The sequence below is a fragment of the Pseudooctadecabacter sp. genome, assembly GCF_020627745.1.
GTDB lineage: Bacteria > Pseudomonadota > Alphaproteobacteria > Rhodobacterales > Rhodobacteraceae > Octadecabacter.
In genome coordinates this window covers 129,810-152,281 of record NZ_JAHDGE010000004.1, presented here as the reverse complement: position 1 = coordinate 152,281, position 22,472 = coordinate 129,810, and the positions used below count along the sequence as shown (strand labels likewise).

The following is a 22,472-nucleotide window of genomic DNA, read 5'->3' as shown; positions in this document are numbered from 1 at the left end:
TTCTTAGCCCTGCTGCGTCACACGGCGAAATGTCCGATTTTGCCACAACGGCCACCCAATAATCTGGCTGACGGTCACAAACCGCAGACCGCGCGCGGTTAGACCGTCGAGCGTGGCGGGCATCGCATCAATGGTGCCGCGGTGAATGTCATGGCTTAGGATAATGGCACCCTGGTGCGATCCGTGCAGGATCCGGTTGGCGACGGTCTGCGATCCGGGCCTGCGCCAGTCCTGCGGGTCCACGGACCAAAGGATCGTCGGCAAACGCCGCACCTCGTTCAGCCACCCCCGTTGGCGGCGGTTGAACGCGCCATAGGGCGGGCGAAAGGTCACGGGCGGGCGGCCTGTGACCTGATAGATTGCATCTGTGGTGCGGTCGATTTCGCGGATCACGCTGGCGTCGCTGTGACGGTCCAGAAAGGGATGCGACCAGCTGTGATTGCCGATCTCATGACCTTCTTCGGCGATGCGCCGCGTCAAGGCCGGGTAGTGCACCACACGGTTGCCAATCAGATAGAACGTGGCGCGCAGGCCGCGTTCACGCAACATATCCAGAAGGCGTGGCGTATGGGTCGGGTGGGGGCCATCATCAAAGGTCATGGCCACAACAGGCGACGGCGTGCGCACGGCTGTGATCGTGGCCACGTCGGTCTGTTGCAAATCATCGGGCAGGGCAATCAGGGGCCGCGCATGGACGGGCGTGGCCACCATGGGGGCCGCCAAAACGCCCAAACTGGCCGCCATGATGTGGCGGCGCGACAATCGTGTCATGTGACCCTCCCCAGGGTTTATCGGCAAGCGCGACCAGCGTTGGGGGGATTCTGCAATCAAATCAAAGGTTTTCTTCGAAAATCTGGCCCGCGTAGGGCTCGGGCGGCTGGCCGCCACAGCATCTTGTGGGCTGGCACGTGCGAAAAGCTGCATAAGGGCGATGTTCTTGTCTTGACGCCCTCGCAGCACGTGCCTAGAACGCCCCCACGTTGATGCACATCAACGGACAGTGGGCGGTTGTAGCTCAGATGGTTAGAGTACCGGCCTGTCACGCCGGGGGTCGCGGGTTCGAGCCCCGTCAACCGCGCCACCGCTGTCCCTTTGGTCCTTGGGGTAAGGACCCGTCAGCACCCGCGTTACGGGGCACGCCGAAAGGCAATGCGCGGTTGTAGCTCAGATGGTTAGAGTACCGGCCTGTCACGCCGGGGGTCGCGGGTTCGAGCCCCGTCAACCGCGCCACTTCCCCCCCTTCAGGGTCTCAGAACGGCAGCAGGCCTGCGGGCGTTATCCCGTTTTCCGACACATATCGCATCAACGTGACAGGCCCCGCGCCGATCACAGCACCCAAAGCGCCGCCAATGGCCAGCGACAGCGGCATGCCGTGGACTTTGCCCAGATCGCGCAGGGCTTCCCGTCCGACCCAGTAAAACAGGCCGCCGGACACCAAAATCGCCATGCCAAGGCCCACTTGCGTGTTCAAAACCGCCTCGGCTGAGGCATCTTTGCCCGCCAGAAAGTCCACCACCGCAAAGAAATTCACGGCGGCAAAGCCGGTGGGTACCATCCAGATCAGGCCAAGGATCAGGTTGTTGATGATCGCCATCTTGAACCGTTGGTCATAGGTTTTGGGCGCTTGGGTGGGATAACGGTCCTGCAGGGCGGGCGTCTGGTTGCGCGTGCTTTGTCCGATCAGGTCGACTGCCTCTGCGCCCGGAACGGCCACGGCCTCTTGCGTGGCTTGAATGCGGGCAAGGCGGTCTGCGAATGATGTGTCCATACTCTGTCCTCCGGTTCGTCCTTTGGTTGTAGAAGGACGGTGGGACAAAACTTTGAACGGATTGGGGCCGATTCTTGGCGCGGGTTAGCGCAGCCGGTCGAAGGCCGCGCGCAGGGTCGCGTCCTCACCGGCCAACAGGGCGTCCACGTCGACCGGCACCATCACGTCGGGCGGGATGCCCACGCCCTCAAACACCGATCCGTCCATGGCGCGGTAAGTCTGGTTTGACAGGCCCAAATCCCAGCCGTTGGGTAATTTGATGTCGAGGATATCGGACATTGCCCCCGACGTGGGCGTGCCCATCACCGTGACCTGCGGCAATTCCCGCATGGCGAGTGCGAAGATTTCCGCCGCCGATCCGGTCAGTTCTGACGTCAGGATCACCACATCCATGTCCAGTGCTGTGTCGTCAAAGGGGGCAAGTGCGGCGGTGAAGGGGGTGGACTGGCCATCCCCCAAACGTGAGGTTTTGGTAAAGACCGGCAGGGCGGTGTCCGTGAAATGGCTGGCGATCCCGAAGGCAATCGTGTCGGACCCGCCGGGGTTATAGCGGATATCAAGGATCAGCGCGCGGGCGTCGGCCATGGCTGTGGCGACCTCTTCAAAGGCCAGCGCCATGGCAGGGCCGCTTTGCGCGCCAAAGGGGGTGTTAATGTCCATCACAGGGATCAGCACGTAGCCCACGCCATTGGCCAAAAGGGTGTATTCGATGGCCGTTTGCTCGACCAACGTAAGATCAGCGCCCACCGTGCGGCGGGCAATCTGGGTCAGCGCGCCGCGATCAAACACAGGCGAGGCGCGCGCCCAGTCCGGCCAGACACGCGGGGACCGCACCCCAAAAGGCGTGCCGATGCGGATGTGGCCATCATCAAGCCCGTCCAAGGCCGTCATCAACAGATCAAGAAGGGCCGCGTCGGTCATCGTGGCGTCAGGGGCAGGGGCCAGATCGCGGCGCGCGTCCCAATCGACGCCATAAAGGTCAAAGAACGCATAATGGGCGTCCATGGCATCCCACATGGTGTCAAACACCGCACGCGGGGTTGCAGTCTCGGGGTCGGCGGGGCCACAGGCGGCGGGCAGGGCATTGATGCGCGTGAAGGTCAAAGGTTCAAACGCGCCATCGACGGACAGGTCCAGCCTGTCACCCTCTGCGGTGATTGTCGCCCCTTCGGCCCATTCCACCAGTTTCAAGTGCGCGGGAAAGCGGATTTGCTGCAAACAGGTTTGCCGCGTCTCCGAATAGAGCGTCGCGGTAAAGGCCGTCAGGTGCAAAAGATAGGCGCCCGTGTCCGATTGCCACGTGCCGCGTTGGGTGGCGTCCGGTTTGTAAACGACCCAAGACGCCGCGACGGCACCCACCAACACCGCGAGGGTGATCCAGATTTGACGCAGCAACCGCACTTTAGGTCAAAGCCGCCAAAACCCGCGCCCAAGACCGAATGCCTTTGTGGAACGCCTCAACATCGTATTTTTCGTTGGGCGAATGGATGCGGTCATCTTCCGAGGCGAAGCCGATCAACATGGCGTCCATGTCCAGTACGGTTTTGAAATGCCCCGCGATGGGGATCGACCCGCCCATGCCCACGAACACAGCTTCGCGGTTCCATTCATCTGACAAAGCCTGTCGCGCCTGTTCGAATTCAGGCCGGTCCGTGTTCATGACCGACGCAGGCGCGCCTTCAAGGTCGTTGTCCCAAGTCACACGGGTGTCCGGGCGCAACTGGCCTTCCACATGGGCGCGCAGCTTGTCGCGGATGTCGTCGGGGTCCATGTCGCCGACCAGACGGCAGGTGATTTTGCAATGGGCCTCCGCGGGGATGACGGTTTTGCTGCCCGCCCCTTGGTAGCCGCCCCAAAGGCCGTTGACCTCAAGCGTGGGGCGCGACCATTGCTGTTCGAGGACCGAATAGCCCATTTCACCCGCAGATGTGGTCAGGCCCGCGTTTGCCATATAGTCCGCCTCATCAAAGCCGCAGGTTTCCCACTGGGCTTTCAGATTGTCGCCAATTTCGATCACGTCGTCGTAAAAGCCGGGGATGGTGACGCGGCCTTCGACATCGTGGAACGACGCGATGATGCGGCTGATTTCTTTCAGGGGGTTCACCGCCGGTCCGCCATAATGGCCCGAATGCAAATCCATCGCGGGGCCGTGCAGGGTGAATTCGTCTTTCAGCATCCCGCGCAGCTGGCTTGCGATCGACGGCACACCGGGGGCGACCATGCCGGTGTCGCAGATCAGGGCAAGGTCGGCTTTCAATTCATCGGCGTTCTCTTGCATGAACGGCACAAGGGAGGGGGAGCCTGTTTCTTCCTCGCCCTCGAACAAAAACGTGATGCGGCAGGGCAGGGTGCCATGGACAGCCTTCCACGCGCGGCAGGCCTCCATAAAGGTCATCAGCTGGCCCTTGTCGTCCGAGGTCCCGCGCCCGCGGATGATTTTCTTGCCATCGCGGGTTTCGATAAAGGGCTCAAACGGGTCGTGGTCCCACAGTTCAATCGGATCGACAGGTTGGACGTCATAATGGCCGTAAAACAAAAGGTGCGGGCCGGTGTCACCAACATGTCCGACGACCATCGGGTGCATGGGCGTGGGGCGTTTTGTGGCCTCAACGCCCAGCGTTTTCAGGTCCTCGACCAGCCAATCGGCGGCTTTGTCGACCTCTTGCTTATAGGCCGGATCGGTGGAGACGGATTGCAAACGCAACAACCCCATCAATCTTTCAAGAGCGGCATCAATGTCGGTGTCGATCCGTGTCAGGACAGCGTCGAGGGTCGGGGCAGCGGACATAGGGGTCTCCAGAAATGGGTAAGGGTTTGTCGGACCTTCGCACAGTCTGGTGCCGCGTCAACCGCCTGTCTGATCAGCCGGGTCAGTATGTGCGACACGGCGCTGCAGGTCCCGTCCAGACCCATTCCAAGTGTTGCCTGATGAAATCACGCCCTATATGACCCTCACAAACCTCCTGCTGTGGCGCGCCACGGCTGCGCCAAATGGGGACAGACGCTTGGACTATAACGCCAAACTCGACACTGCCTTGCAACGTCTGCACGACGAAGGGCGGTACCGGACGTTCATTGATATCGAACGTCGCAAGGGCCAGTACCCCCACGCCGTGTGGACGCGCCCCGACGGGCAGGAACAAAATATCACCGTGTGGTGTGGCAACGACTACCTTGGCATGGGCCAGCATCCGGTCGTTCTTGAAGCAATGCACGAGGCGCTGGACGCCACCGGCGCAGGGTCGGGCGGGACGCGCAATATTTCCGGCACGACGGTCTATCACAAACGGCTTGAGGCCGAATTGGCCGATCTGCATGGCAAGGAAGAGGCGTTGTTGTTCACCTCCGCCTACATTGCCAATGATGCGACCCTGTCCACCTTGCCGCGCCTGTTTCCGGGGCTGATCATCTATTCCGACAGCCTGAACCACGCCTCGATGATCGAAGGCATCCGCCGCAATGGCGGTGAAAAGCGCATTTTCAAACACAACGACATGGCCGATCTGCGCGCCAAGTTGGAGGCTGATGACCCCGCCGCCCCGAAACTGATCGCCTTCGAATCTGTCTATTCCATGGACGGCGATTTCGGCCCCCTGGCCGAGATGTGTGATCTGGCCGAAGAATTCGGCGCGCTGACCTATCTGGATGAAGTGCACGCCGTGGGCATGTACGGCGCACGCGGCGGCGGCATCGCGGAACGCGACGGGTTGTCCCAGCGTATCGACATTATCAACGGCACGCTGGCCAAGGCGTTTGGCGTCATGGGCGGTTATATCGCGGCCTCCGCCAAGATGTGTGATGCGGTGCGGTCCTATGCGCCGGGCTTTATTTTCACCACATCCCTGCCGCCTGCCGTGGCCGCCGGTGCCGCCGCCTCTGTGGCGCATCTGAAGGGCGATCAGGGCCTGCGCGACCAGCAGCAAACGCAGGCGCGGATTTTGAAGACCCGTCTGCGCGGCCTTGGCCTGCCGATCATTGACCACGGAAGCCACATCGTGCCGCTGATCGTGGGCGACCCTGTGCACACCCAGAAGCTTAGCGATATGTTGCTTCTGGATCACGGGATTTATGTGCAACCGATCAACTTCCCCACTGTGCCGCGTGGCACCGAGAGGCTGCGGTTTACACCGTCGCCCGTGCATGGCCCGAAAGAGATGGATGCGCTTGTCCATGCGCTGGACGCTCTGTGGTCGCATTGTGCGCTGAATCGTGCCGAACTTGCGGGTTGATTTCTCTGCATGTGCAAAACATTTCGTGATGTGCTATATCTGTCCCAACGAACTGGCAGAATCAACGAATCGAGCCGGTTCATTTTGGGGCACTGGGCGACATAAAGGGTACGTATGATCCGCAGGGGATTCAGACGCGCGAAGGAAGAAGAGGTCGTCGAACCATCGGGGTTTGACGCCTTTGAACTGCGTTTGGGCGACCTGATGCGCGGCGAGCGGGCCACCATGGGCAAAAGCCTGCTCGATGTTCAGCGTGAGTTGAAAATCAAGGCAGCCTATATTGCAGCCATTGAAAATTCCGACCCCACAGCTTTCGATACCCCCGGATTTATTGCCGGATACGTGCGGTCCTATGCGCGCTATCTGAATATGGATCCCGATTGGGCGTTCGATACGTTTTGCACCGAAAGCGGCTTTGCGACCGCGCATGGCATGTCCGAACAGGCCTCCGGCGCGAAACCCGTGAAGATGGCACCGGCGGCGTTCGAAAAAGATATCTTTGCGACACCCGCCACCCCGTTTGTTCCTGCAGGCGACGCGATGTTCGCCAGTGTCGAACCCCGCGCCATAGGGTCCGTAATGGTCCTTTTGGCTCTGGTCGGCGGCTTGGGCTACGGCAGCTGGACACTTCTGCAGGAAGTCCAAAGGGTGCAGCTTGCTCCGGTTGAAAATACGCCGGTTGTGGTGGCGGATATCGACCCGCTGGCCGGTGGCGGTTTGGGCGCGGTTGATGCAGGTGTCGATGTGACGGCCGCATTCGACGCGCCTTCTACGGAAGCCCTGGATCGGTTGTATCGCCCGCAGGCGTTGGATGCGCCGGTCCTCGTGCCGCGTGACGGCCCCATTGCAAATCTTGATCCCCGTCAGGGGGGTGTGCTTGCGCCCACCCAGCAGGAGCGTCCTGGCCTTCTGGCGGTTGCGGATGCAGACACTGAGGACGGTGTGCTGGACGCGTCGCCTGTGCAGGTGACGGAACCCGCACGCCCCGGTGTTCAACTGGTGGCTGTGCGTGACGCATGGGTGCGGGTCCGGTCGGCAGACGGTTCGGTGATCTACGAGGCGGTGATGACTGCCGGTGATACGTTTGATGTACCCCAGACAGAAGACCCCGCGACATTGCGGATCGGCGAATCCGGTGCTGTGTATTTTGCAGTGAACGGGGCACATTACGGCCCCGTCGGGCCGCGCGGTCAGGTGACCTCCAACGTTGCCCTGTCCGTGGACAATCTGACGGAAGCCTATGCTGTGGCCGATGTGGCCGCCGATGGCGATTTTTGCGGGTTGGCACAACGGGGTGAAGTGCAGGTCGCTGGCATCGACGAAGGATTTCAGTGCCCGTAGCAGGCCAAGCTGCACAACCGCACATCCTTTGCACAAATTTGCACCAAACAAACTGTCGCAGCCCGTTGCCCGTACCGCGCTGGCGGATTAGGTTCTGGTGTAACGCAAACCTGACAGGTGCCTCATGTCCCTCAATCACATTCGTCCGTGGCGCAACATTTATCGTCGCGAAAGCCGTCAGATTATGGTGGGCAATGTGCCGGTGGGCGGCGGGGCCCCGATCACCGTGCAGACCATGACCAACACCCTGACCCCTGACGTGAAAGCCACCGTCGCACAGGTGCAGGCCGCCGCTGATGCAGGCGCAGACATTGTCCGCATTTCGGTGCCTGATGAGGACAGCTCGCGCGCGCTGAAAGAGATTTGCCGCGAAAGCCCGGTTCCCATCGTGGCGGACATCCATTTTCACTACAAACGCGGCATCGAAGCCGCCGAAGCCGGGGCGGCCTGTCTGCGGATCAATCCCGGCAACATCGGGTCCGAAGATCGCGTGAAAGAGGTCATCAAAGCCGCCCGCGACAACAACTGTTCAATCCGGATCGGGGTAAACGCAGGATCCTTGGAAAAACATCTGCTGGACAAATATGGGGAGCCTACACCCGATGCGATGGTGGAAAGCGGCCTCGATCATATCAAAATCCTGCAGGACAATGACTTTCATGAATTCAAGATCAGCTGCAAGGCCTCCGACGTATTCATGGCCGCAGCAGCCTACCAACAACTGGCGGAACAAACCGACGCGCCCATTCACCTGGGCATCACCGAAGCCGGTGGTCTGACATCCGGCACAATCAAATCGGCCATCGGACTTGGCAATTTGCTGTGGATGGGGATTGGCGACACAATCCGCGTCAGTCTGAGCGCCGATCCGGTGGAAGAGGTGAAGGTGGGGTACGAGATCCTGAAGTCACTGGGCCTGCGCCACCGCGGCGTGAATATCATCTCGTGCCCCAGCTGCGCGCGGCAGGGGTTTGACGTGATCAAGACGGTCGAAAAACTGGAAAAACGGCTGGAGCACATCAAAACCCCGATGAGCCTGTCCATCATCGGCTGCGTGGTGAACGGACCGGGTGAGGCGCTGATGACGGATGTGGGCTTTACCGGTGGCGGCAACGGGGCGGGGATGGTCTATCTGGCCGGGAAACAAAGCCATAAGTTGAGCAACGATCAGATGGTCGATCACATCGTTGAACAGGTTGAGACGAAGGCGGCAGAACTGGATGCCGCCGCTGAGGCCGCTGAATGACGGTCGGATTGGCTTCGCCAATCCGATCCCCTGATGTGTTGCTTTCGAATTTGCTGCGCAAATCCGACCCGCGCGCCTTCGGCGCGATGATGTGTTCGGGCTGTGGCATGATGCCGTCGATGACCCTCTTAGTCCCAGCGTGGCAATCAGGTATTTTTGAACCAGAGAAAAGCACGCGCGGTGACATAACATTAACCTTAGCGCGCTAGGCTCACTTCGCGGTACAGGCTGAGGAGCCGATGGCCGTAACCTGAGACGGCCCCCGCTTTACTGGCGCCAAGCGACCCTCTGAGGCGGGGGCTGAACCCCACCGTTTTTCGCGCGGCCATGTTTCTCTGGTTCAAAAATACCTATTTGCCACGCCCAAGTCACGTGGCCCGATCTGTTTTGACCCCGAACATCACGACCAAACCGCGCGCCGCAGGCGCGCGGAGCGACGGGCGAAGCACGGCGCAAAACCTGTTCTCAGATTGCTTCGTTTTGCGGGTCAGCCGTCAGACCGTTCGGCCTCGATAATCTGACGCATTTGAGCCAGGTTCACGTAACCTCGCACCATTTGCTCTCCGAAGACGAAGGTCGGAGTTCCGGTAATCTGCATCCGTTCGCCCAAGGCGCGGTTTGCAGCCAGGATATCGCCCACATCAGGGCTGTCCATCGCCTCGAAGATCGCTTCGGCATCCAGATCATAGGCTTGTGCAAGGGCTGTCAGGCTGGCGTTGGACACGTCCGACCGCAAGGCCATCAGGGCATCCGATACCTCTTTATATGCGGCATCACCGGCAATCTGTTTTGTCGCAAGCGCAAATCGTGATGCGAGGACCGATTGTTCGCCCAGGATCGGGAATTCCTTGGTGATGATCCGGATGTTACCATCTGTTGCGACCAATTCCGCGACTTCGGGGTGCGCGCGCCGGCAGAACCCGCATCGGTAGTCGATAAACTCCACGATTGTCACGTCGCCATCGGGGTTGCCGCCCACGTAGGAAAATCCGTCATCCAGCAACGCGGTGGCATTAAGCTGCGCCAGTTGTTCATCGCGCATGGCCTCTGCCTGCTCCTGACGCGCTTCAAGCACGCCAATGGCTTCCATCAGGACCTCTGGGTTGTCCAGTAAATAGGCGCGGACTTCGCTGCGGAAAGCATCGCGTTCTGCATCCGTCATGGCATCCAGATCAAGCGCGAGGGCGGAGGTCGCTGTCAGGGCGAGGGCTGTGATGGTGGGGATCAGGCGCATGGGGGCCTCCGTTCGGGACATCATTGAGCAGCAGAAAGCACGTCTTGTGCCCGCTGCCAAGAGGCGGAGCCTCGCGGTAGGCGATCTGCCGCACGGGTGGCGTGCACAATCGCGTCATTGATCCGGCCCTGCAGCGCATAGCGTTCTGCGGTGGCCAAGGACGCCAATCCGGGCTGGCCGGTGCGCGCATAGGCCTGCCCGAGGTCGCGCAAGACGGCTGACGACTGGCCGTCCAGCGCGCGTGCGCGTTCCAGCGTGCGCACCGCTTGGGCGTTGCTGTCGGCGGTGTTCAGCGCCAAAAGCGCGCGCCCGTAGCCGCCCAAGATCAGGGGTTCGTTGCCATTGAGGTTTACCGCATTGCGGTAGCTTTGCACAGCCGGGCCAGGCTGGCGGCTTTCGAGCAGGATTTGCCCGAACAATTCGTGCCAATATGCGTCGTTGGGATATTGCTGCAGCAGCGCTTGCATGTTGCGGATTGCGTTGTTGGCGTCGGCTTGGCGGTGATAGGCCACGGCGCGGCGCATGGTGCCGATGGCGGTGGTGTCGTTGCGCACGCGGCGCAGGGTCCAGCTGGGGCTTTGTGTCCATGCGCTCAGCTTGCCTTGGGCGCGGGCGAACCAGAAATCGGCGGAGGACGCGTCTGTCGGCCTACCGGGGTTGGCCGCCACGAGGCCGCGCAGGGTGCGGATGCGATCGGACGTAAGGGGATGGGTGCGTGCGTAGGGGTCCTGACGGGACTGGGACAGGGCCTCTTGCCCGCGAAAAATCTCCAACACGCGGGTGGCGGCTTCGGGGTCGACACCTGCGGCCAACATGAACCGGATGCTGGATTGATCGGCGGCCGCTTCTTCAGCGCGGGTGTGGGCGAAAAACTGACGTTGGGCGGCCCCGGCGGCGCCGGCAGCAACACCGCCTGCGGCTTGCGCGTTGTCGGATGCCAACGCCACGGCCAAAGCGAGGGCAATCCCAAAGGCGGCCCCGTTGCGGCTGCCGCGCAGATTGCTTAACCGGCGGGAGATGTGACCATTGGCGATATGGGCCGCCTCATGGGCGATAACGGCCTGCACTTCGGCAGCCGATCCCAACCGTTGCAGCAGGCCCGAATGAATAAAGATCGCATCATTGCCCAGCACAAAGGCGTTCAGGCTGCTTTCGTTGACCACCAGAATACGCACGCGGTTGGGGTTCAGCCCTGCGGCGCGCAAAATGGGGGCGGCCAGTTGATCAAGGCTGTGTTCGATATCGGCGTCGCGGATCAGGCTGACCGCCTGAGCGGGCTGAAACAGGCCCATCAGGGCGACCCAGCCGCAGACCAGAAGGGGGAGGATGGAAAGGCGCATTGACGGGCTCCGGCGGGTCAGGGCAAACAGGGGTTGCAGCAGGATAGGGCGGGGCGGATGCGGAACTCAAGACGTGGTGAGGTTGATCCGTTCATTGTGATGGACGTGATGGAGGCCGCCCGTGCGGCGGAGGCCGCGGGGCGTCATATTATCCACATGGAAGTGGGCCAGCCGGGCACCGGCGCGCCTCAATCAGCCCTTGCGCGGTTGTCCGCTGATATGACCGACGGACCACTTGGATACACGGTTGGTCTGGGCCTGCCGGAATTGCGCGCGCGCATCGCGAGGCACTATGCCGATTGGTACGGCGTTGATCTGGACCCGGACCGTGTGGTCATCACCGCAGGCGCGTCGGGGGCGTTCTTGCTGGCGTTCTCCGCATTGTTTGATACGGGCGCACGGGTCGGGCTGGGCGCGCCGTGCTATCCGTCCTATCGGCAGATTTTAAAGGCGCTGGATTTACGCCCCGTTGATATGCCCACCACCATGGCCGCGCGGATGCAGCCTGTGGCGGCGGATGTGGCGGCGCATGGCTTGGACGGGCTGATCGTGGCCTCACCCGCCAACCCCACGGGCACCATGCTGGACCGTGACGCCATGGCCGCATTGGCCGCCGCATGTGAGGACGCAGATGCCGCTTTCATCAGCGATGAGATTTATCACGGGCTGGGCTATGAGGGACGCGCGGTGAGTGCACTGGAAGTCACTGATGAGGTCTATGTCATCAATTCGTTTTCCAAATATTTCTCCATGACAGGGTGGCGTGTGGGCTGGATGGTGGTTCCGCAGGATCATGTCCGCCGGATCGAACGGCTGGCACAGAACATGTTTATCTGCCCGTCCCATGCGTCCCAGAAACTGGCGCTTTATGCGATGGAGGAGGGGGCGGCTCTGGATGCCCATGTGGATGTCTACCGCACCAACCGCGATCTGATGATCGCGGCTTTGCCTGCCATGGGCTTGGGCAAATTCGCACCGCCCGACGGGGCGTTTTACGTTTATGTGGATGTGGGGGAGTATACCGACGACAGCCTCGCATTCTGTGCGGATGTGCTGGACAAGGCCGGTGTGGCGATCACGCCGGGGCTGGATTTCGACCCTGTGGAGGGCGGACACTGGGTGCGATTGTCCTATGCGCGATCGACCGATGATATCCGAGAGGGGCTGGCCCGGCTGGCGGGCTACATGGCCCGGACGCAGGTGAAGGTTTGAGTTTTTTTGGCCAGATGAAGGTAGGACTGGCGCTGCTTTGGCTGGCGGTGTCGCCTGTGGCAGCACAGGAGTTTTCGGCGCTCGCACGGCTCGATGTGGAACAATCGGGCGCGCAGGATCGGTTCAGGCGCACGCAGGTGGATTTGTTTTTGTCCCAGCCTGTGCCGTACCGTGTGTTCACCTTGGATGACCCGCGCCGGGTGGTTCTGGATTTCCGAGAGGTTGATTTTCGCGGCGCGCAGGCTGGGGGTTTTGCGGTGAGCGACCGGATTGACGGCGCGCGGTTTGGCGGTTTGCGCCCGGGGTGGAGCCGGATGATCCTTGATCTGGCGGCCCCTGTCTTTGTCGATGAGGCGGGGATGGTGGTGGATGACGTGGATGGCACAGCGCGGATCACGCTGGTCCTGCGGCCCACCGGTGAGGCCGAATTCGCGGCAGCGGCTGGTGCGCCTGATGATCCGGACTGGGTGTTTTCTGTGGCGGATACACCTGCCGTGGCCCCTGTCGATGATGGGCCTGTGGTGGTCGTGATTGATCCGGGCCATGGCGGGATTGATCCGGGTGCGGAACATGGTGGTACGCAAGAGGCCGAGGTGATGCTGGCCCTGGCGACCGAGCTTGCAACGGCCCTCGGACGGCTGGAAGATGTGCACCCTGTGGTGACGCGGTCGGGCGATAATTTCGTGCCCTTGCAAGAGCGTCTGACGCTGGCACGCGGGGCGGGCGCGGATTTGTTCATATCCCTTCATGCGGACGCCCTTGAAGGCGAGCAGGCCACCGGCGCGTCCGTCTACACCCTGACCGATGAAGCCGCATCGCAAGCCTCCCAGCGCATGGCGGAGCGGCACAATGCGGGTGATTTGCTGGCCGGAATTGATTTAAGCGGGCAGGGCGATGAGGTTGCGATGATCCTGCAGGATCTGGCCCGCATCGAAAGTGCTGCCGCGGGGGACCGGTTTGCCGACCAGCTTGTACAGGCAATGCAGGACACCGGCGCGCCGCTGAACACCCGACCGCGACGTGCGGCCCCTTTGGCGGTGTTGAATGCGGCGGATTTCCCGTCGGTCCTGCTGGAGGTCGGGTTTTTGTCCAATGAGGTGGACCGGGCGCGGCTCACTTCACCTCAGGGCCGTGCGCCTATCGTCGCGGCGGTCACATTGGCGGTGGGGCGTTGGGTGATCGAGGAGGCGGCGCTCGCGCCCCTGGTGCGTCAGTAGCCTAGCCCGTGAAACGCGCCAGCCAGATGGTGTGGCGGTCACATTGGGGATCTTCGGGGCGATAATCGATCACCTTGAAATCATGGGCGGCCAGCAGATCGCGGTATTCGGCGGGGTCGAGACTGGCATGATAGACCGGCGCGCCTGCGGCGTGGCCCCAGCTTTCGCCAGCGGCAGGGCCTGACGTGAACATCAGGGCGGCCTTGGGCGCGGCATGGGCACGGAACACCGCGAACATGGCGCGCTGCGCGTCGGGGCTAAGGTGAAAGAAGCTGTCCCAAGCGAGGATTGCGTCATAGGTCTGGCCGAGGTCCAGCGTCCTCATATCTGCGTGAAGGGCCGTGGCGCGGGGCAGGGTTTCGGCAAAAATCTCAACCATCGTCGCAGCACCGTCCACGCCGGTGATGTCCATGCCCCGTTCGGCCAGATAGGTCGCCAGCGGCGCACCGGTGCCGCAGCCCAGATCAAGAAGGCGGCGGGGCGATTGGTTGCGCGGGGCCACGCCCAAAAGCCTGTCCAGCATGGGTTTTTCGAACAGGCTGCGGTTGCGCTGTGCCTGAAAATCTTGGGCCACACGGTCGTAGGTTGCCAAGATATCGTCGGGGGAGGAAAGCGTTTGCATCTTTCTCATCTGAGGGCTCTTGCGCGGCACCGCAAGCCGCCCGTGATCTGCTGCGGTTTGACCGGCGGGGAATGGCCGAAAACGGTGCGGCTTCTTTTGACCCTCGGGGCGGTTGCCCATATAAGCGGGGCAACTGATTTGGGGATACCCGCAATGGTCTTGCGTTTCATTTTTTCGTTCTTTGGCGGCATCTTTTCGATGCTGACACTGGGGGCTGGTATGGCCGCCCTGACGCTGGGTGCGATTTTCTACATGTATGGAAAAAACCTCCCCGATTCTGAGGCTTTGGCGAATTATCAGCCCAAGACCATCAGCCGGATCTATTCCGGTGAAGGCCGCGTGATCGACGAATTTGTCGAAGAGCAGCGCCTGTTTACGTCGATTGAGGAAATCCCCGATCTGGTCGTCCATGCCTTTGTCAGTGCGGAGGATAAGGAATTCTATACCCACGACGGCTATTCCATCCCCGCAATTCTGTCTGCGGCGCGTGACATCGTGCTGTCGCGTGGCCAGACAGTGCGGGGCGGGTCGACGATCACCCAGCAGGTGGCCAAGGGGCTCTTGCTGGACGGATCGCGTACGATTGAGCGCAAGGTGCAGGAAATCATCCTCGCCCCCCGGCTTGAGGCTGTGGTGGGCAAAGACGGCGTAATGGAGATTTACCTGAACGAGATTTTTCTGGGCCAGAATTCCTACGGCGTCACAGCCGCCGCACGGACCTATTTCAACAAGACATTGCGTGAACTGACACCGGGGGAGGCGGCCTATCTGGCCTCTGTCACCCGTCGTCCGTCGGACATGCACCCTGTGCGCAACCGCGACATTGCCGTGTTCCGCCGTGACAATACCCTGCGCGAGATGTTCGAGAACGGCTATATCTCGGAGGAGGTGTACCAGCGCGAGATCGAACAGCCGCTGTTGTCCGTGCAGGGCGGTGATTATCCGTCGTTCCAGCAGGAGCGTGAGGAGCGCGACTATTTCACCGCTGCCATCCGCGACGAGGTTGAGGGGCTGTTCCCTGATCTGGAAATGGACAGCGCCGGTCTGTCGATCCGTGCCACGGTGGACAATGAGATGCAGGCAGCGGCCCGTGATGCGCTGCAGCGACAACTGGAGAGTTACGACCGGTCCGCCGGCGTGTGGCGCGGCACGGGGCTGACCATTCCGGTAGAGACGCTGAATGATGACACCGCTTGGCGTGCGGCCCTCGGTTCTGCCCCTGCCATTCGCACCATTGATCTGGAAAACAAATGGTTTCCCGCCGTCGTGCGCGAGGTGCAGGACCAACAACTGATCCTCGGCATCGAAGGCTGGGAAGAGGGCGATCCGGCCCCGGTGGTGCCGCGCAATGACATCGAATGGATGCGTGGCAATTTCTTCGATAATTTCGAACCCGGTGATGTGGTGCATGTGCGTCGCATGACCGCCGACAGCGACGGGTCTTTCATCCGCTGGACCTTGCGGCAGGTGCCCGAGGTGCAGGGCGCGTTTATGGCGATGGATGTGAACACGGGCCGTGTTCTGGCGATGCAGGGCGGCTTTGGCTACGAAATCCGCATCTCGGAACTCAACCGGGCCTATTCGGAACGTCAGCCCGGTTCGGCGTTCAAACCGTTCGTCTTCGCGGCGGCTCTGGATTCGGGGTATACGCCCGCGACCATCGTCGTAGACGCCCCGATTGAGGTCGTGGCCGGTGGTGAGATCTGGCGGCCCCAGAACGCGTCCGACCGGTTCTATGGCCCCACGCCGCTGCGCACAGGCATCGAACAGTCGCGCAACGTGATGACCGTGCGTCTGGCGCAAGAGGTCGGCATGCGGACCATCGCGGAATACGCGGAACGGTTTGGCGTATACGAGCGGATGAATGCGTTTCTGTCGGCCTCCTTGGGGTCCGAGGAAACCACACTTTATAAACTGGTCGCAGCCTATGCGATGTTTGCCAATGGTGGCGAACGGGTGGAACCCACGTTGGTGGACCGCGTGCAGGACCGTGACGGTCGCACCATCTATCGTCACGACCAGCGGACCTGTGTGGACTGTCTGGATGCGAACCTGCCCAGTGGTGAGGCCCCGCGTATCCAGTCCGACCGCGAACGGGTGATGAACGAAGTCACGGCCTATCAGCTGACATCCATGATGCGCGGTGTGGTGCAGCGCGGCACAGCCCGCAGCACGGTCAACCTGCCTGTGCCGATCGCTGGCAAGACCGGGACAACGAACGACGCCAAGGATGTGTGGTTTGTGGGCTTTAGTTCCAACATTGTGGCAGGGTGCTACATCGGGTTCGACCAGCCACGGTCCTTGGGGCGGTCGGCGTCGGGTGGGGGGCTGTGCGGTCCTGTGTTCAACAGCTTTATGCAGACGGCAATCCGTCAGTATGGTGGGGGCGATTTCCGCGCACCGGCCAGCTGTCAGTTCATCAACATCGACCGGTTTACCGGCGCACGTCTGCCCGACGGGGCATCGGGTGACAACGTCGTGCGCGAATGTTTCCGCGAGGGCGAAGAGCCGATCTTTGGCATCACCTTTGACGGCGGCTTTGCCATGGCAGCCGACCTGCCCTTGTTTGACGAGGTGCGGCCGCCCGCAGCTGTGAATGTGACGACATCGACCGGTGAAACGGCGACAATCAATTCAAATGCCTCTTTCGGGTCCCTGTCGTCGGGTGGTTTGTACTAACGTCTGATTGCCCCTTTTGGGGCAATCGGTTAGACCCGCGACAACCCCTGACGAGAGACGTCCCAAATGCGCGCCGAAATACAATCTACCGTCACCGACATCGAAAACAGCCTGACGTTGCTGGCCCAGCGGATGGACTATGAAACTGCGGCCTACCGGCTGGAGGAGTTCAACGCACGGGTTGAGGACCCGACGTTGTGGGATGACCCTGAGGCTGCGCAAAAACTGATGCGCGACCGCCAGAACCTCGTCGATGCGATCGAAAGCTATGAGGGCATCAAGCGCGAACTTGATGACAATCAAGAACTGATCGAGCTGGGCGAGATGGAGGACGACGCAGACGTTGTTTCAGAGGCTGAAGACGCGCTCAAGGCGCTTAAGGCGCGTGCGGCCGAAAAAGAGCTTGAGGCGCTGCTGAACGGTGAAGCCGATGCCAATGATACCTTTCTCGAGATCAATTCCGGTGCCGGTGGAACGGAAAGTTGCGACTGGGCGTCTATGTTGGCGCGGATGTACGTCCGTTGGGCCGAGAAGAAGGGCTACAAGGTCGAGTTGCAATCGGAGTCTGCGGGCGAAGAAGCAGGCATCAAATCCGCGTCCTATAAAATCAGCGGTCACAATGCCTACGGCTGGTTGAAATCCGAAAGCGGTGTGCACCGTCTGGTGCGGATTTCGCCCTTTGACAGCGCCGCAAAACGGCACACGTCGTTCACGTCCGTGAAGGTCTATCCCGTCGTCGACGACAACATCGAGATTGAAGTGAACCCGTCCGACATCCGCATCGACACCTACCGGTCGTCGGGCGCGGGTGGGCAGCACGTGAACACCACGGATTCGGCTGTGCGGATCACCCACCATCCCACGGGGATCGTTGTGACATCGTCAGAGAAATCCCAACACCAGAACCGAGATATTGCCATGAAGGCGTTGAAATCGCGTCTGTACCAGATGGAACTGGACAAGCGGTCGGCCTTGGTCAATGAAGTCCACGAAAACGCAGGCGATGCGGGTTGGGGAAACCAGATCCGGTCCTATGTGCTGCAGCCCTACCAGATGGTAAAGGACCTGCGCACAGCCCATGAGACGTCGGACACCAAGGGCGTTCTGGACGGCGATCTGGACGGGTTCATGGCGGCGACTTTGGCCATGGACGTCAGTGGCAAAAGCCGCGCGGATGCCAACGCCGAAGAATGATCTGACGATCAGGTCCTGCGGACGGCGGGGGCTAAAATTCTACGAATTTTTGGGGTGGCGCTGCGGTGAAGGCGGCGCGGGGCCGTTGTCTTGGTGTTCAGGTATTTTTGAACCAGAGAAACACAGGGACGGCGATCCGGATTTGACCGGGGCGGGTGTGGTCCGCGCGGCAGCAAAAAGGGGCCGCCGCATATGCGGGGCCCCTCAGTCGATCGGACTGGTGCCAAATTCAGCTTTTGGGAGCAGCGGCCTTAGGGGCGGCTTTGCCACCTGCGTTCAAAGGATCATCCTGACGCTGGACCGAGCCTTCGAAGTGGGCGCCGGATTCGATGGCGATCGTCTTGTGGATGATGTCTCCTTCAACCCGTGCGGTCGATGTCAGGCGAACCTTAAGGCCGCGCACGGTGCCCACGATGCGGCCGTTCACGACCACATCATCCGCCACACATTCGCCGTTCACGGTGGCGCCTTCGCCGACAGTTAGCAGGTGCGCGCGGATGTCACCATCTACGGTGCCTTCGATCTGGATGTCGCCGGTGGTTTTCAGGTTGCCGGTGATGTGCAGATCGGTGCTCAACTGCGAGGCAGGTGGCTTTGCCTTCGGGGCTGCGGATTTGAAATCGCTTGCAGGGGCGGAAGACGGGGCAGGGCTCGCAGGTTTGGCGTCGGTTGACGGCGTTGCGGGCGTGCCGGGTTCGTTGATTTTGCTTTTAGAAAACATCTTGTCCAGCTCTTATGTAAATCATGGGGTTTACGGGGCGACCGCCCACACGGATTTCGTAGTGCAAGTGCGGGCCGGTTGACCGTCCGGAGTTGCCAATATCACCAATTCGGTCCCCGCGCGAGACCCTTTGTCCAACTTCGACGCGCATTCTGTTCAGATGGGCGTATCGGGTTTCGATCCCGAAGGCGTGTTGTACCTTGATCAGACGGCCATACCCGGACGACCAACCCGCGAAGGTGACGACGCCATCCGCAGGTGCCACGATGGGCGTTCCGATGGGCGCGGCAAAGTCGGTGCCGTTGTGCATCCGGCCCCAGCGCATCCCGAACCCAGACGTGAAGCGGAAGCCGGAGGTCACGGGCATATCAAAGGGGATGCGTTCTGCTGCAATGCGGTACAGGTTCAGCCGGTCCATAGATCCAAGGATGCCGTTGGCGCGCGCGGCGTCCGGGTCTTCGCCGCCCCCACGGGTGGAAAACTGCAGCGGTGTCAGCGGGCCGCCGGTGCCGGAATAGCCACGGCGGATTTCACCCAGCACATTGTCAGGGTTCATACCTGCGGCGCGGAACATATTGTCCAGCGGTTCGACGGAGACGGTGAACGCCTCTTCCAACTGGCGGAAAATCTGGTCGTTGCGTTCCTGCAGCAGACGCAGTTCCAATTCCATCTCAGCCGCGTGGCTGAGGGCAAATTCCGCGTCAGAGGCGATCTTGTCCCGTTCGGCGGCGGTTTCGGCCAGTGCGCTGGCCAGCAAATCGACGGTGCCTGCGGCATCGCCGTTTTGGGCAAAGCCGGCGGGGGCGGTGCCGTCGCCGGCAATGGCAGCCTCAAGCGCTGCGACCTGTTCTTGCGCCGCGCGGCGGTCTGTCATGGTGCGGCGCAGGGTGGCCTGCACGACCTCAAGCCCCGTTTCCAATTCGCGGCGCCGGTCTTCGGAGCGCAGCAGTTCGGATTGCATCAGGGAAATCTGGTCGAGCGCGGAGGAAAACCGCTGTTGGGCGGCCACGGCCTCGGTTGCGCGGCTGTCGCGTTCCTGGGACAGGGCATTCAGGCGGTCTTCGTAGGTGGCCTGATCGCGCTGCGCTTGTGCGCGGAAATTGCCGGCGCCAATGCTGTCCATCAACAAGATCGCCGTCGCGATAATGGTCCAGCTGACAACGACAACGCCCCCGGTCCAGGCCATCAGTTGGGTTTCCGGTTTAAGCCGGATGAACCGTGTTTCGGTGTCGGACCGCAGGAAAAGACGTTTCTCGGGGAAACGTTTTTCAAGGGCCACATGCAGTTTATGTATCAGCCGTGTTTTCACGTGAGTGTCCTGATCCCGTCCCTGTCGTTGACGCTCTCCCCCGGCGTCTTGAACGTGTTAACGGTTGGGGGAATCGCTGGCAAGGTTTTTGGCCAAATTCGCGGGAAAACAAAAGGATATGTGGGAAATTGGGCGGTAGACCGCCGAGAAATTGGTTAACAGGTTTGTGATCCGGCCCTAGGTGGCCAGCGGCCAGTAGAAGTCGGGGGGGATGCCGGCCTCGGCGCGCTTTTCTTCGTTGAAGGGCGGCTTCAGGGGGCCGTGGAAGTAGCGCCGCACGAGGTCATGAAACACAGGCGTTGGGTCAAGCCCGCCTGCACCGCACAGGTAGTGGAACCATTTTGAGCCATAGGCCACGTGATGGACTTCTTCGGCGTAGATGACCTCAAGCGCGTCGATGGCCTGCTGGTCTTTGGCTTGCCGGAAAATCCTGATCATGCCCGGTGTCACATCAAGGCCACGTGCCTCAAGCACCATGGGCACAACGGCGAGGCGGCCCATGAAATCATCGGCTGTGTCTTCGGCGGCGCGCCACATGCCCGCGTGCGCATCAAGGGCGCCATAATGCGATCCTTGCGCTTCAAGACAGTCGCATATCAGATTGAAATGTTTGGATTCCTCGTCCGCTGATTTCACCCAGTCATCATAGAACCCGATGGGCATTGGCGTATCCGTGAACCGCGCAATGATGTCCCAGTGCAGGTCCACGGCGTTGAGTTCGATATGCGCCACGGCGTGCAGAATGGCGATCCGGCCCTCGGGGGTGCCGGGTTTGCGGCGGGGCACCTCGCGCGGGTCCAGAAGCGCGGGCTTCGTGGGGCGGGCGGGTTGCGGCGGCGGGGTGGCGGTGCCGATGGGGGGCGTTTCCCCCGCCTCACGCGCCGCGCGCCAGCGGGCTGCATAATCGCGAGACAGAGCAGTTTTTGCGCGGCCATCGGCGCAGCGCAACACGTCTTCGGCCATCTGGGCCAGCGGTTTTGGAAGAGAGGTCATAGAGGCGGTGGGTAGCGGTCAATCACCTTGCGCGCAAGCCGCCGTGCCCCGGCGCTTTATGCGGCACGTTAACCAAATGGCAGTGTACCGGCCAGGTCCTAACGATCCAGTCATCTTGGTAAAGGGGTTGTTAAGCATTCCGTCACGTCTGGCCGGAAACGGGCGTATGACTTGCGTATGATTTGCGTATGACTCGCGTATGGCTGGCGTATGGCTGGATGGCGGGCAGACAGGCCAATGGGGCCATGCTGGCGCAAGTGTGATTTGAACTGGCGGCAGCCTGCGTCATCCTATGACTTGCGTGAACCGATGGATTGCGCCGATGCCTTCCTGCCCCTTTGCCCCTTTTCGAAAGGATACCTTCATGCCCCGATTGTCTCGTCGTCATCTTTTGGCCAGTGGCCTTGCCGCACCCTTCGTCCTACGCGCCGCGACCTCAGCCCGTGCGGAGGCCCCGTTGCTGGGCACGAGTTTTCCCACACACCGCCGGTTCACGATCGGTGAGTTCGAGGTCACCACGATCCTCGGGGGCACGGCCCGGCGGGACGAGCCGCAAAGCATCTTTGGCCTGAATGTGGACCCCGAAGAGTTCAGCCAGGTGTCCCGCGACAATTTCCTGTCACCGGATGTGATGCAGTTTTTCTTTACGCCCACCGTGGTGAACACGGGATCGGAGGTGATCCTGTTCGACACCGGGCTGAACGCGGCCAACACGACGGCAGCGCTTCAGTCGGCAGGCTATGAGGCCGATCAGGTGGATGTGGTGGTGCTGACCCACATGCACGGCGATCACATTGGCGGTCTGATGTCGGGTGGCGCGCCGACCTTTGGCAATGCCCGCTATGTCACGGGGCAGGTGGAGTTTGACCACTGGGCCGCTCAGGGCAATGACGGCTTTGACACCAACGTCCGCCCCTTGGCCGATCAGATGACATTCCTGGGCGACGGGGATGATGTGGTCACAGGGGTGACCGGTCTGGCCGCCTTTGGCCACACGCCGGGCCATATGGTCTACCGTCTGGACAGCGCAGGCGAGGGGTTGGTGATCTTTGCCGATCTGGCGAACCATCCGGTCTGGTCGCTGGCGCGCCCCGATTGGGAACTGCGGTTTGATGCCGACAAGGCCGAAGCCGCCCGCGCACGGCGCACCATTCTGGATATGATCGTGGCAGATCGGGTGCCAGCGGTGGGCTATCACATGCCGTTTCCGGCTGTGGGTTATGTGGATACGGGCGCAGGCGATGCGGCCTATCAATGGGTGCCGGAATCCGGCCAGTTGATGGGATAAAGCGCGTGCCCCCCGCGCCGCCGCTTTGCGCGGCGCGATCAGTTGCGCGGTCCGGTCGGCATCGACGACAAACCGCCGG

At 61.4% G+C, this 22,472-nt stretch carries 18 protein-coding genes and 2 tRNA genes; 10 read left to right on the top strand and 10 right to left on the bottom strand.

Features of this window, described 5'->3' with window-relative positions:
• Nucleotides 1-3: 3 nt before the first annotated feature.
• Nucleotides 4-771: a polysaccharide deacetylase family protein gene (locus QZ653_RS03420; RefSeq protein WP_296417590.1), complete on the bottom strand. Its 768-nt coding sequence runs from the start codon at nucleotides 769-771 to the stop codon at nucleotides 4-6.
• 233 nt (nucleotides 772-1,004) lie between these two features.
• Between QZ653_RS03420 and QZ653_RS03415 the strand changes: the two genes are divergently transcribed.
• Nucleotides 1,005-1,081: transfer RNA gene (locus tag QZ653_RS03415), tRNA-Asp, on the top strand.
• Between the two features lie 72 nt (nucleotides 1,082-1,153).
• Nucleotides 1,154-1,230, top strand: a tRNA-Asp gene (locus tag QZ653_RS03410).
• 19 nt (nucleotides 1,231-1,249) lie between these two features.
• Here the strand turns inward: QZ653_RS03410 and QZ653_RS03405 are convergent.
• From QZ653_RS03405 to QZ653_RS03395, 3 genes are all read right to left on the bottom strand, one after another.
• Complete coding sequence (locus QZ653_RS03405) at nucleotides 1,250-1,768, bottom strand: hypothetical protein (protein ID WP_296417588.1); 519 nt, start codon at nucleotides 1,766-1,768, stop codon at nucleotides 1,250-1,252.
• A gap of 84 nt (nucleotides 1,769-1,852) precedes the next feature.
• Nucleotides 1,853-3,169, bottom strand: a complete 1,317-nt coding sequence (locus QZ653_RS03400; RefSeq protein WP_296417586.1) for a S41 family peptidase — start codon at nucleotides 3,167-3,169, stop codon at nucleotides 1,853-1,855.
• A gap of 1 nt (nucleotide 3,170) precedes the next feature.
• Nucleotides 3,171-4,556: a dipeptidase gene (locus tag QZ653_RS03395; RefSeq protein ID WP_296417585.1), complete on the bottom strand. Its 1,386-nt coding sequence runs from the start codon at nucleotides 4,554-4,556 to the stop codon at nucleotides 3,171-3,173.
• A gap of 217 nt (nucleotides 4,557-4,773) precedes the next feature.
• On the opposite strand from QZ653_RS03395, the gene hemA reads away from it, so the two are divergent.
• From hemA to ispG, 3 genes are all read left to right on the top strand, one after another.
• A complete protein-coding gene (hemA, locus tag QZ653_RS03390; RefSeq protein ID WP_296417584.1) occupies nucleotides 4,774-5,997 on the top strand; it encodes a 5-aminolevulinate synthase in 1,224 nt (407 codons plus the stop codon).
• Nucleotides 5,998-6,111: 114 nt separating this feature from the next.
• Nucleotides 6,112-7,338, top strand: coding sequence for a helix-turn-helix domain-containing protein (locus QZ653_RS03385; RefSeq protein WP_296417583.1), 1,227 nt, complete (start codon nucleotides 6,112-6,114; stop codon nucleotides 7,336-7,338).
• Nucleotides 7,339-7,462: 124 nt separating this feature from the next.
• On the top strand, nucleotides 7,463-8,584 hold the full coding sequence (ispG, locus tag QZ653_RS03380; protein ID WP_296417582.1) for a flavodoxin-dependent (E)-4-hydroxy-3-methylbut-2-enyl-diphosphate synthase: 1,122 nt from the start codon (nucleotides 7,463-7,465) through the stop codon (nucleotides 8,582-8,584).
• Between the two features lie 487 nt (nucleotides 8,585-9,071).
• Here the strand turns inward: ispG and QZ653_RS03375 are convergent, their stop codons facing one another.
• Nucleotides 9,072-9,818, bottom strand: coding sequence for a DsbA family protein (locus QZ653_RS03375; protein ID WP_296417581.1), 747 nt, complete (start codon nucleotides 9,816-9,818; stop codon nucleotides 9,072-9,074).
• 20 nt (nucleotides 9,819-9,838) lie between these two features.
• A complete protein-coding gene (locus tag QZ653_RS03370; protein ID WP_296417580.1) occupies nucleotides 9,839-11,158 on the bottom strand; it encodes a M48 family metalloprotease in 1,320 nt (439 codons plus the stop codon).
• Nucleotides 11,159-11,215: 57 nt separating this feature from the next.
• On the opposite strand from QZ653_RS03370, the gene QZ653_RS03365 reads away from it, so the two are divergent.
• Nucleotides 11,216-12,370 carry a pyridoxal phosphate-dependent aminotransferase gene (locus QZ653_RS03365; RefSeq protein WP_296417579.1) on the top strand — a complete coding sequence of 385 codons (1,155 nt, stop codon included), beginning with the start codon at nucleotides 11,216-11,218 and terminating at the stop codon, nucleotides 12,368-12,370.
• A 14-nt stretch (nucleotides 12,371-12,384) separates the two neighbouring features.
• Complete coding sequence (locus QZ653_RS03360; RefSeq protein ID WP_296417578.1) at nucleotides 12,385-13,587, top strand: N-acetylmuramoyl-L-alanine amidase; 1,203 nt, start codon at nucleotides 12,385-12,387, stop codon at nucleotides 13,585-13,587.
• A gap of 1 nt (nucleotide 13,588) precedes the next feature.
• On the opposite strand, the gene QZ653_RS03355 is transcribed toward QZ653_RS03360, so the two are convergent.
• Nucleotides 13,589-14,209, bottom strand: coding sequence for a class I SAM-dependent methyltransferase (locus QZ653_RS03355; RefSeq protein ID WP_296417577.1), 621 nt, complete (start codon nucleotides 14,207-14,209; stop codon nucleotides 13,589-13,591).
• 153 nt (nucleotides 14,210-14,362) lie between these two features.
• On the opposite strand from QZ653_RS03355, the gene QZ653_RS03350 reads away from it, so the two are divergent.
• Nucleotides 14,363-16,888 carry a penicillin-binding protein 1A gene (locus tag QZ653_RS03350; RefSeq protein ID WP_296417576.1) on the top strand — a complete coding sequence of 842 codons (2,526 nt, stop codon included), beginning with the start codon at nucleotides 14,363-14,365 and terminating at the stop codon, nucleotides 16,886-16,888.
• A 66-nt stretch (nucleotides 16,889-16,954) separates the two neighbouring features.
• On the top strand, nucleotides 16,955-18,082 hold the full coding sequence (prfB, locus tag QZ653_RS03345) for a peptide chain release factor 2 (protein WP_296417574.1): 1,128 nt from the start codon (nucleotides 16,955-16,957) through the stop codon (nucleotides 18,080-18,082).
• Nucleotides 18,083-18,311: 229 nt separating this feature from the next.
• Here prfB and QZ653_RS03340 read toward each other — a convergent pair whose 3' ends face one another.
• The 3 genes from QZ653_RS03340 to QZ653_RS03330 all read right to left on the bottom strand — a co-directional run bounded on the left by QZ653_RS03340 (nucleotide 18,312) and on the right by QZ653_RS03330 (nucleotide 21,105).
• Nucleotides 18,312-18,803 (bottom strand): bactofilin family protein, encoded by a 492-nt coding sequence (locus QZ653_RS03340; protein ID WP_296417572.1) that lies wholly within the window; start codon nucleotides 18,801-18,803, stop codon nucleotides 18,312-18,314.
• The gene (locus QZ653_RS03335) at nucleotides 18,793-20,112 is read right to left on the bottom strand and encodes a M23 family metallopeptidase (RefSeq protein WP_296417571.1); all 1,320 of its coding nucleotides are present in this window, start codon (nucleotides 20,110-20,112) and stop codon (nucleotides 18,793-18,795) included. Before QZ653_RS03335 ends, QZ653_RS03340 begins: the two co-directional genes overlap by 11 nt.
• Before the next feature lie 177 nt (nucleotides 20,113-20,289).
• Nucleotides 20,290-21,105, bottom strand: a complete 816-nt coding sequence (locus QZ653_RS03330) for a ferritin-like domain-containing protein (RefSeq protein ID WP_296417569.1) — start codon at nucleotides 21,103-21,105, stop codon at nucleotides 20,290-20,292.
• Nucleotides 21,106-21,469: 364 nt separating this feature from the next.
• On the opposite strand from QZ653_RS03330, the gene QZ653_RS03325 reads away from it, so the two are divergent.
• The gene (locus QZ653_RS03325) at nucleotides 21,470-22,393 is read left to right on the top strand and encodes an MBL fold metallo-hydrolase (RefSeq protein ID WP_296417568.1); all 924 of its coding nucleotides are present in this window, start codon (nucleotides 21,470-21,472) and stop codon (nucleotides 22,391-22,393) included.
• Nucleotides 22,394-22,472 lie beyond the last annotated feature (79 nt).

Excerpts from the sequence above, each read along its gene's own strand:
- QZ653_RS03405 (WP_296417588.1), bottom strand. The coding sequence starts at position 1,768 with ATGGACACATCATTCGCAGACCGCCTTGCCCGCATTCAAGCCACGCAA.
- QZ653_RS03360 (WP_296417578.1), top strand. The coding sequence starts at position 12,385 with ATGAAGGTAGGACTGGCGCTGCTTTGGCTGGCGGTGTCGCCTGTGGCA.
- QZ653_RS03365 (WP_296417579.1), top strand. The coding sequence starts at position 11,216 with ATGCGGAACTCAAGACGTGGTGAGGTTGATCCGTTCATTGTGATGGAC.
- QZ653_RS03350 (WP_296417576.1), top strand. The coding sequence starts at position 14,363 with ATGGTCTTGCGTTTCATTTTTTCGTTCTTTGGCGGCATCTTTTCGATG.
- QZ653_RS03420 (WP_296417590.1), bottom strand. The coding sequence starts at position 771 with ATGACACGATTGTCGCGCCGCCACATCATGGCGGCCAGTTTGGGCGTT.
- QZ653_RS03375 (WP_296417581.1), bottom strand. The coding sequence starts at position 9,818 with ATGCGCCTGATCCCCACCATCACAGCCCTCGCCCTGACAGCGACCTCC.
- prfB (WP_296417574.1), top strand. The coding sequence starts at position 16,955 with ATGCGCGCCGAAATACAATCTACCGTCACCGACATCGAAAACAGCCTG.
- QZ653_RS03330 (WP_296417569.1), bottom strand. The coding sequence starts at position 21,105 with ATGACCTCTCTTCCAAAACCGCTGGCCCAGATGGCCGAAGACGTGTTG.
- QZ653_RS03370 (WP_296417580.1), bottom strand. The coding sequence starts at position 11,158 with ATGCGCCTTTCCATCCTCCCCCTTCTGGTCTGCGGCTGGGTCGCCCTG.
- QZ653_RS03325 (WP_296417568.1), top strand. The coding sequence starts at position 21,470 with ATGCCCCGATTGTCTCGTCGTCATCTTTTGGCCAGTGGCCTTGCCGCA.
- QZ653_RS03385 (WP_296417583.1), top strand. The coding sequence starts at position 6,112 with ATGATCCGCAGGGGATTCAGACGCGCGAAGGAAGAAGAGGTCGTCGAA.
- QZ653_RS03340 (WP_296417572.1), bottom strand. The coding sequence starts at position 18,803 with ATGTTTTCTAAAAGCAAAATCAACGAACCCGGCACGCCCGCAACGCCG.
- QZ653_RS03355 (WP_296417577.1), bottom strand. The coding sequence starts at position 14,209 with ATGCAAACGCTTTCCTCCCCCGACGATATCTTGGCAACCTACGACCGT.
- ispG (WP_296417582.1), top strand. The coding sequence starts at position 7,463 with ATGTCCCTCAATCACATTCGTCCGTGGCGCAACATTTATCGTCGCGAA.
- QZ653_RS03395 (WP_296417585.1), bottom strand. The coding sequence starts at position 4,556 with ATGTCCGCTGCCCCGACCCTCGACGCTGTCCTGACACGGATCGACACC.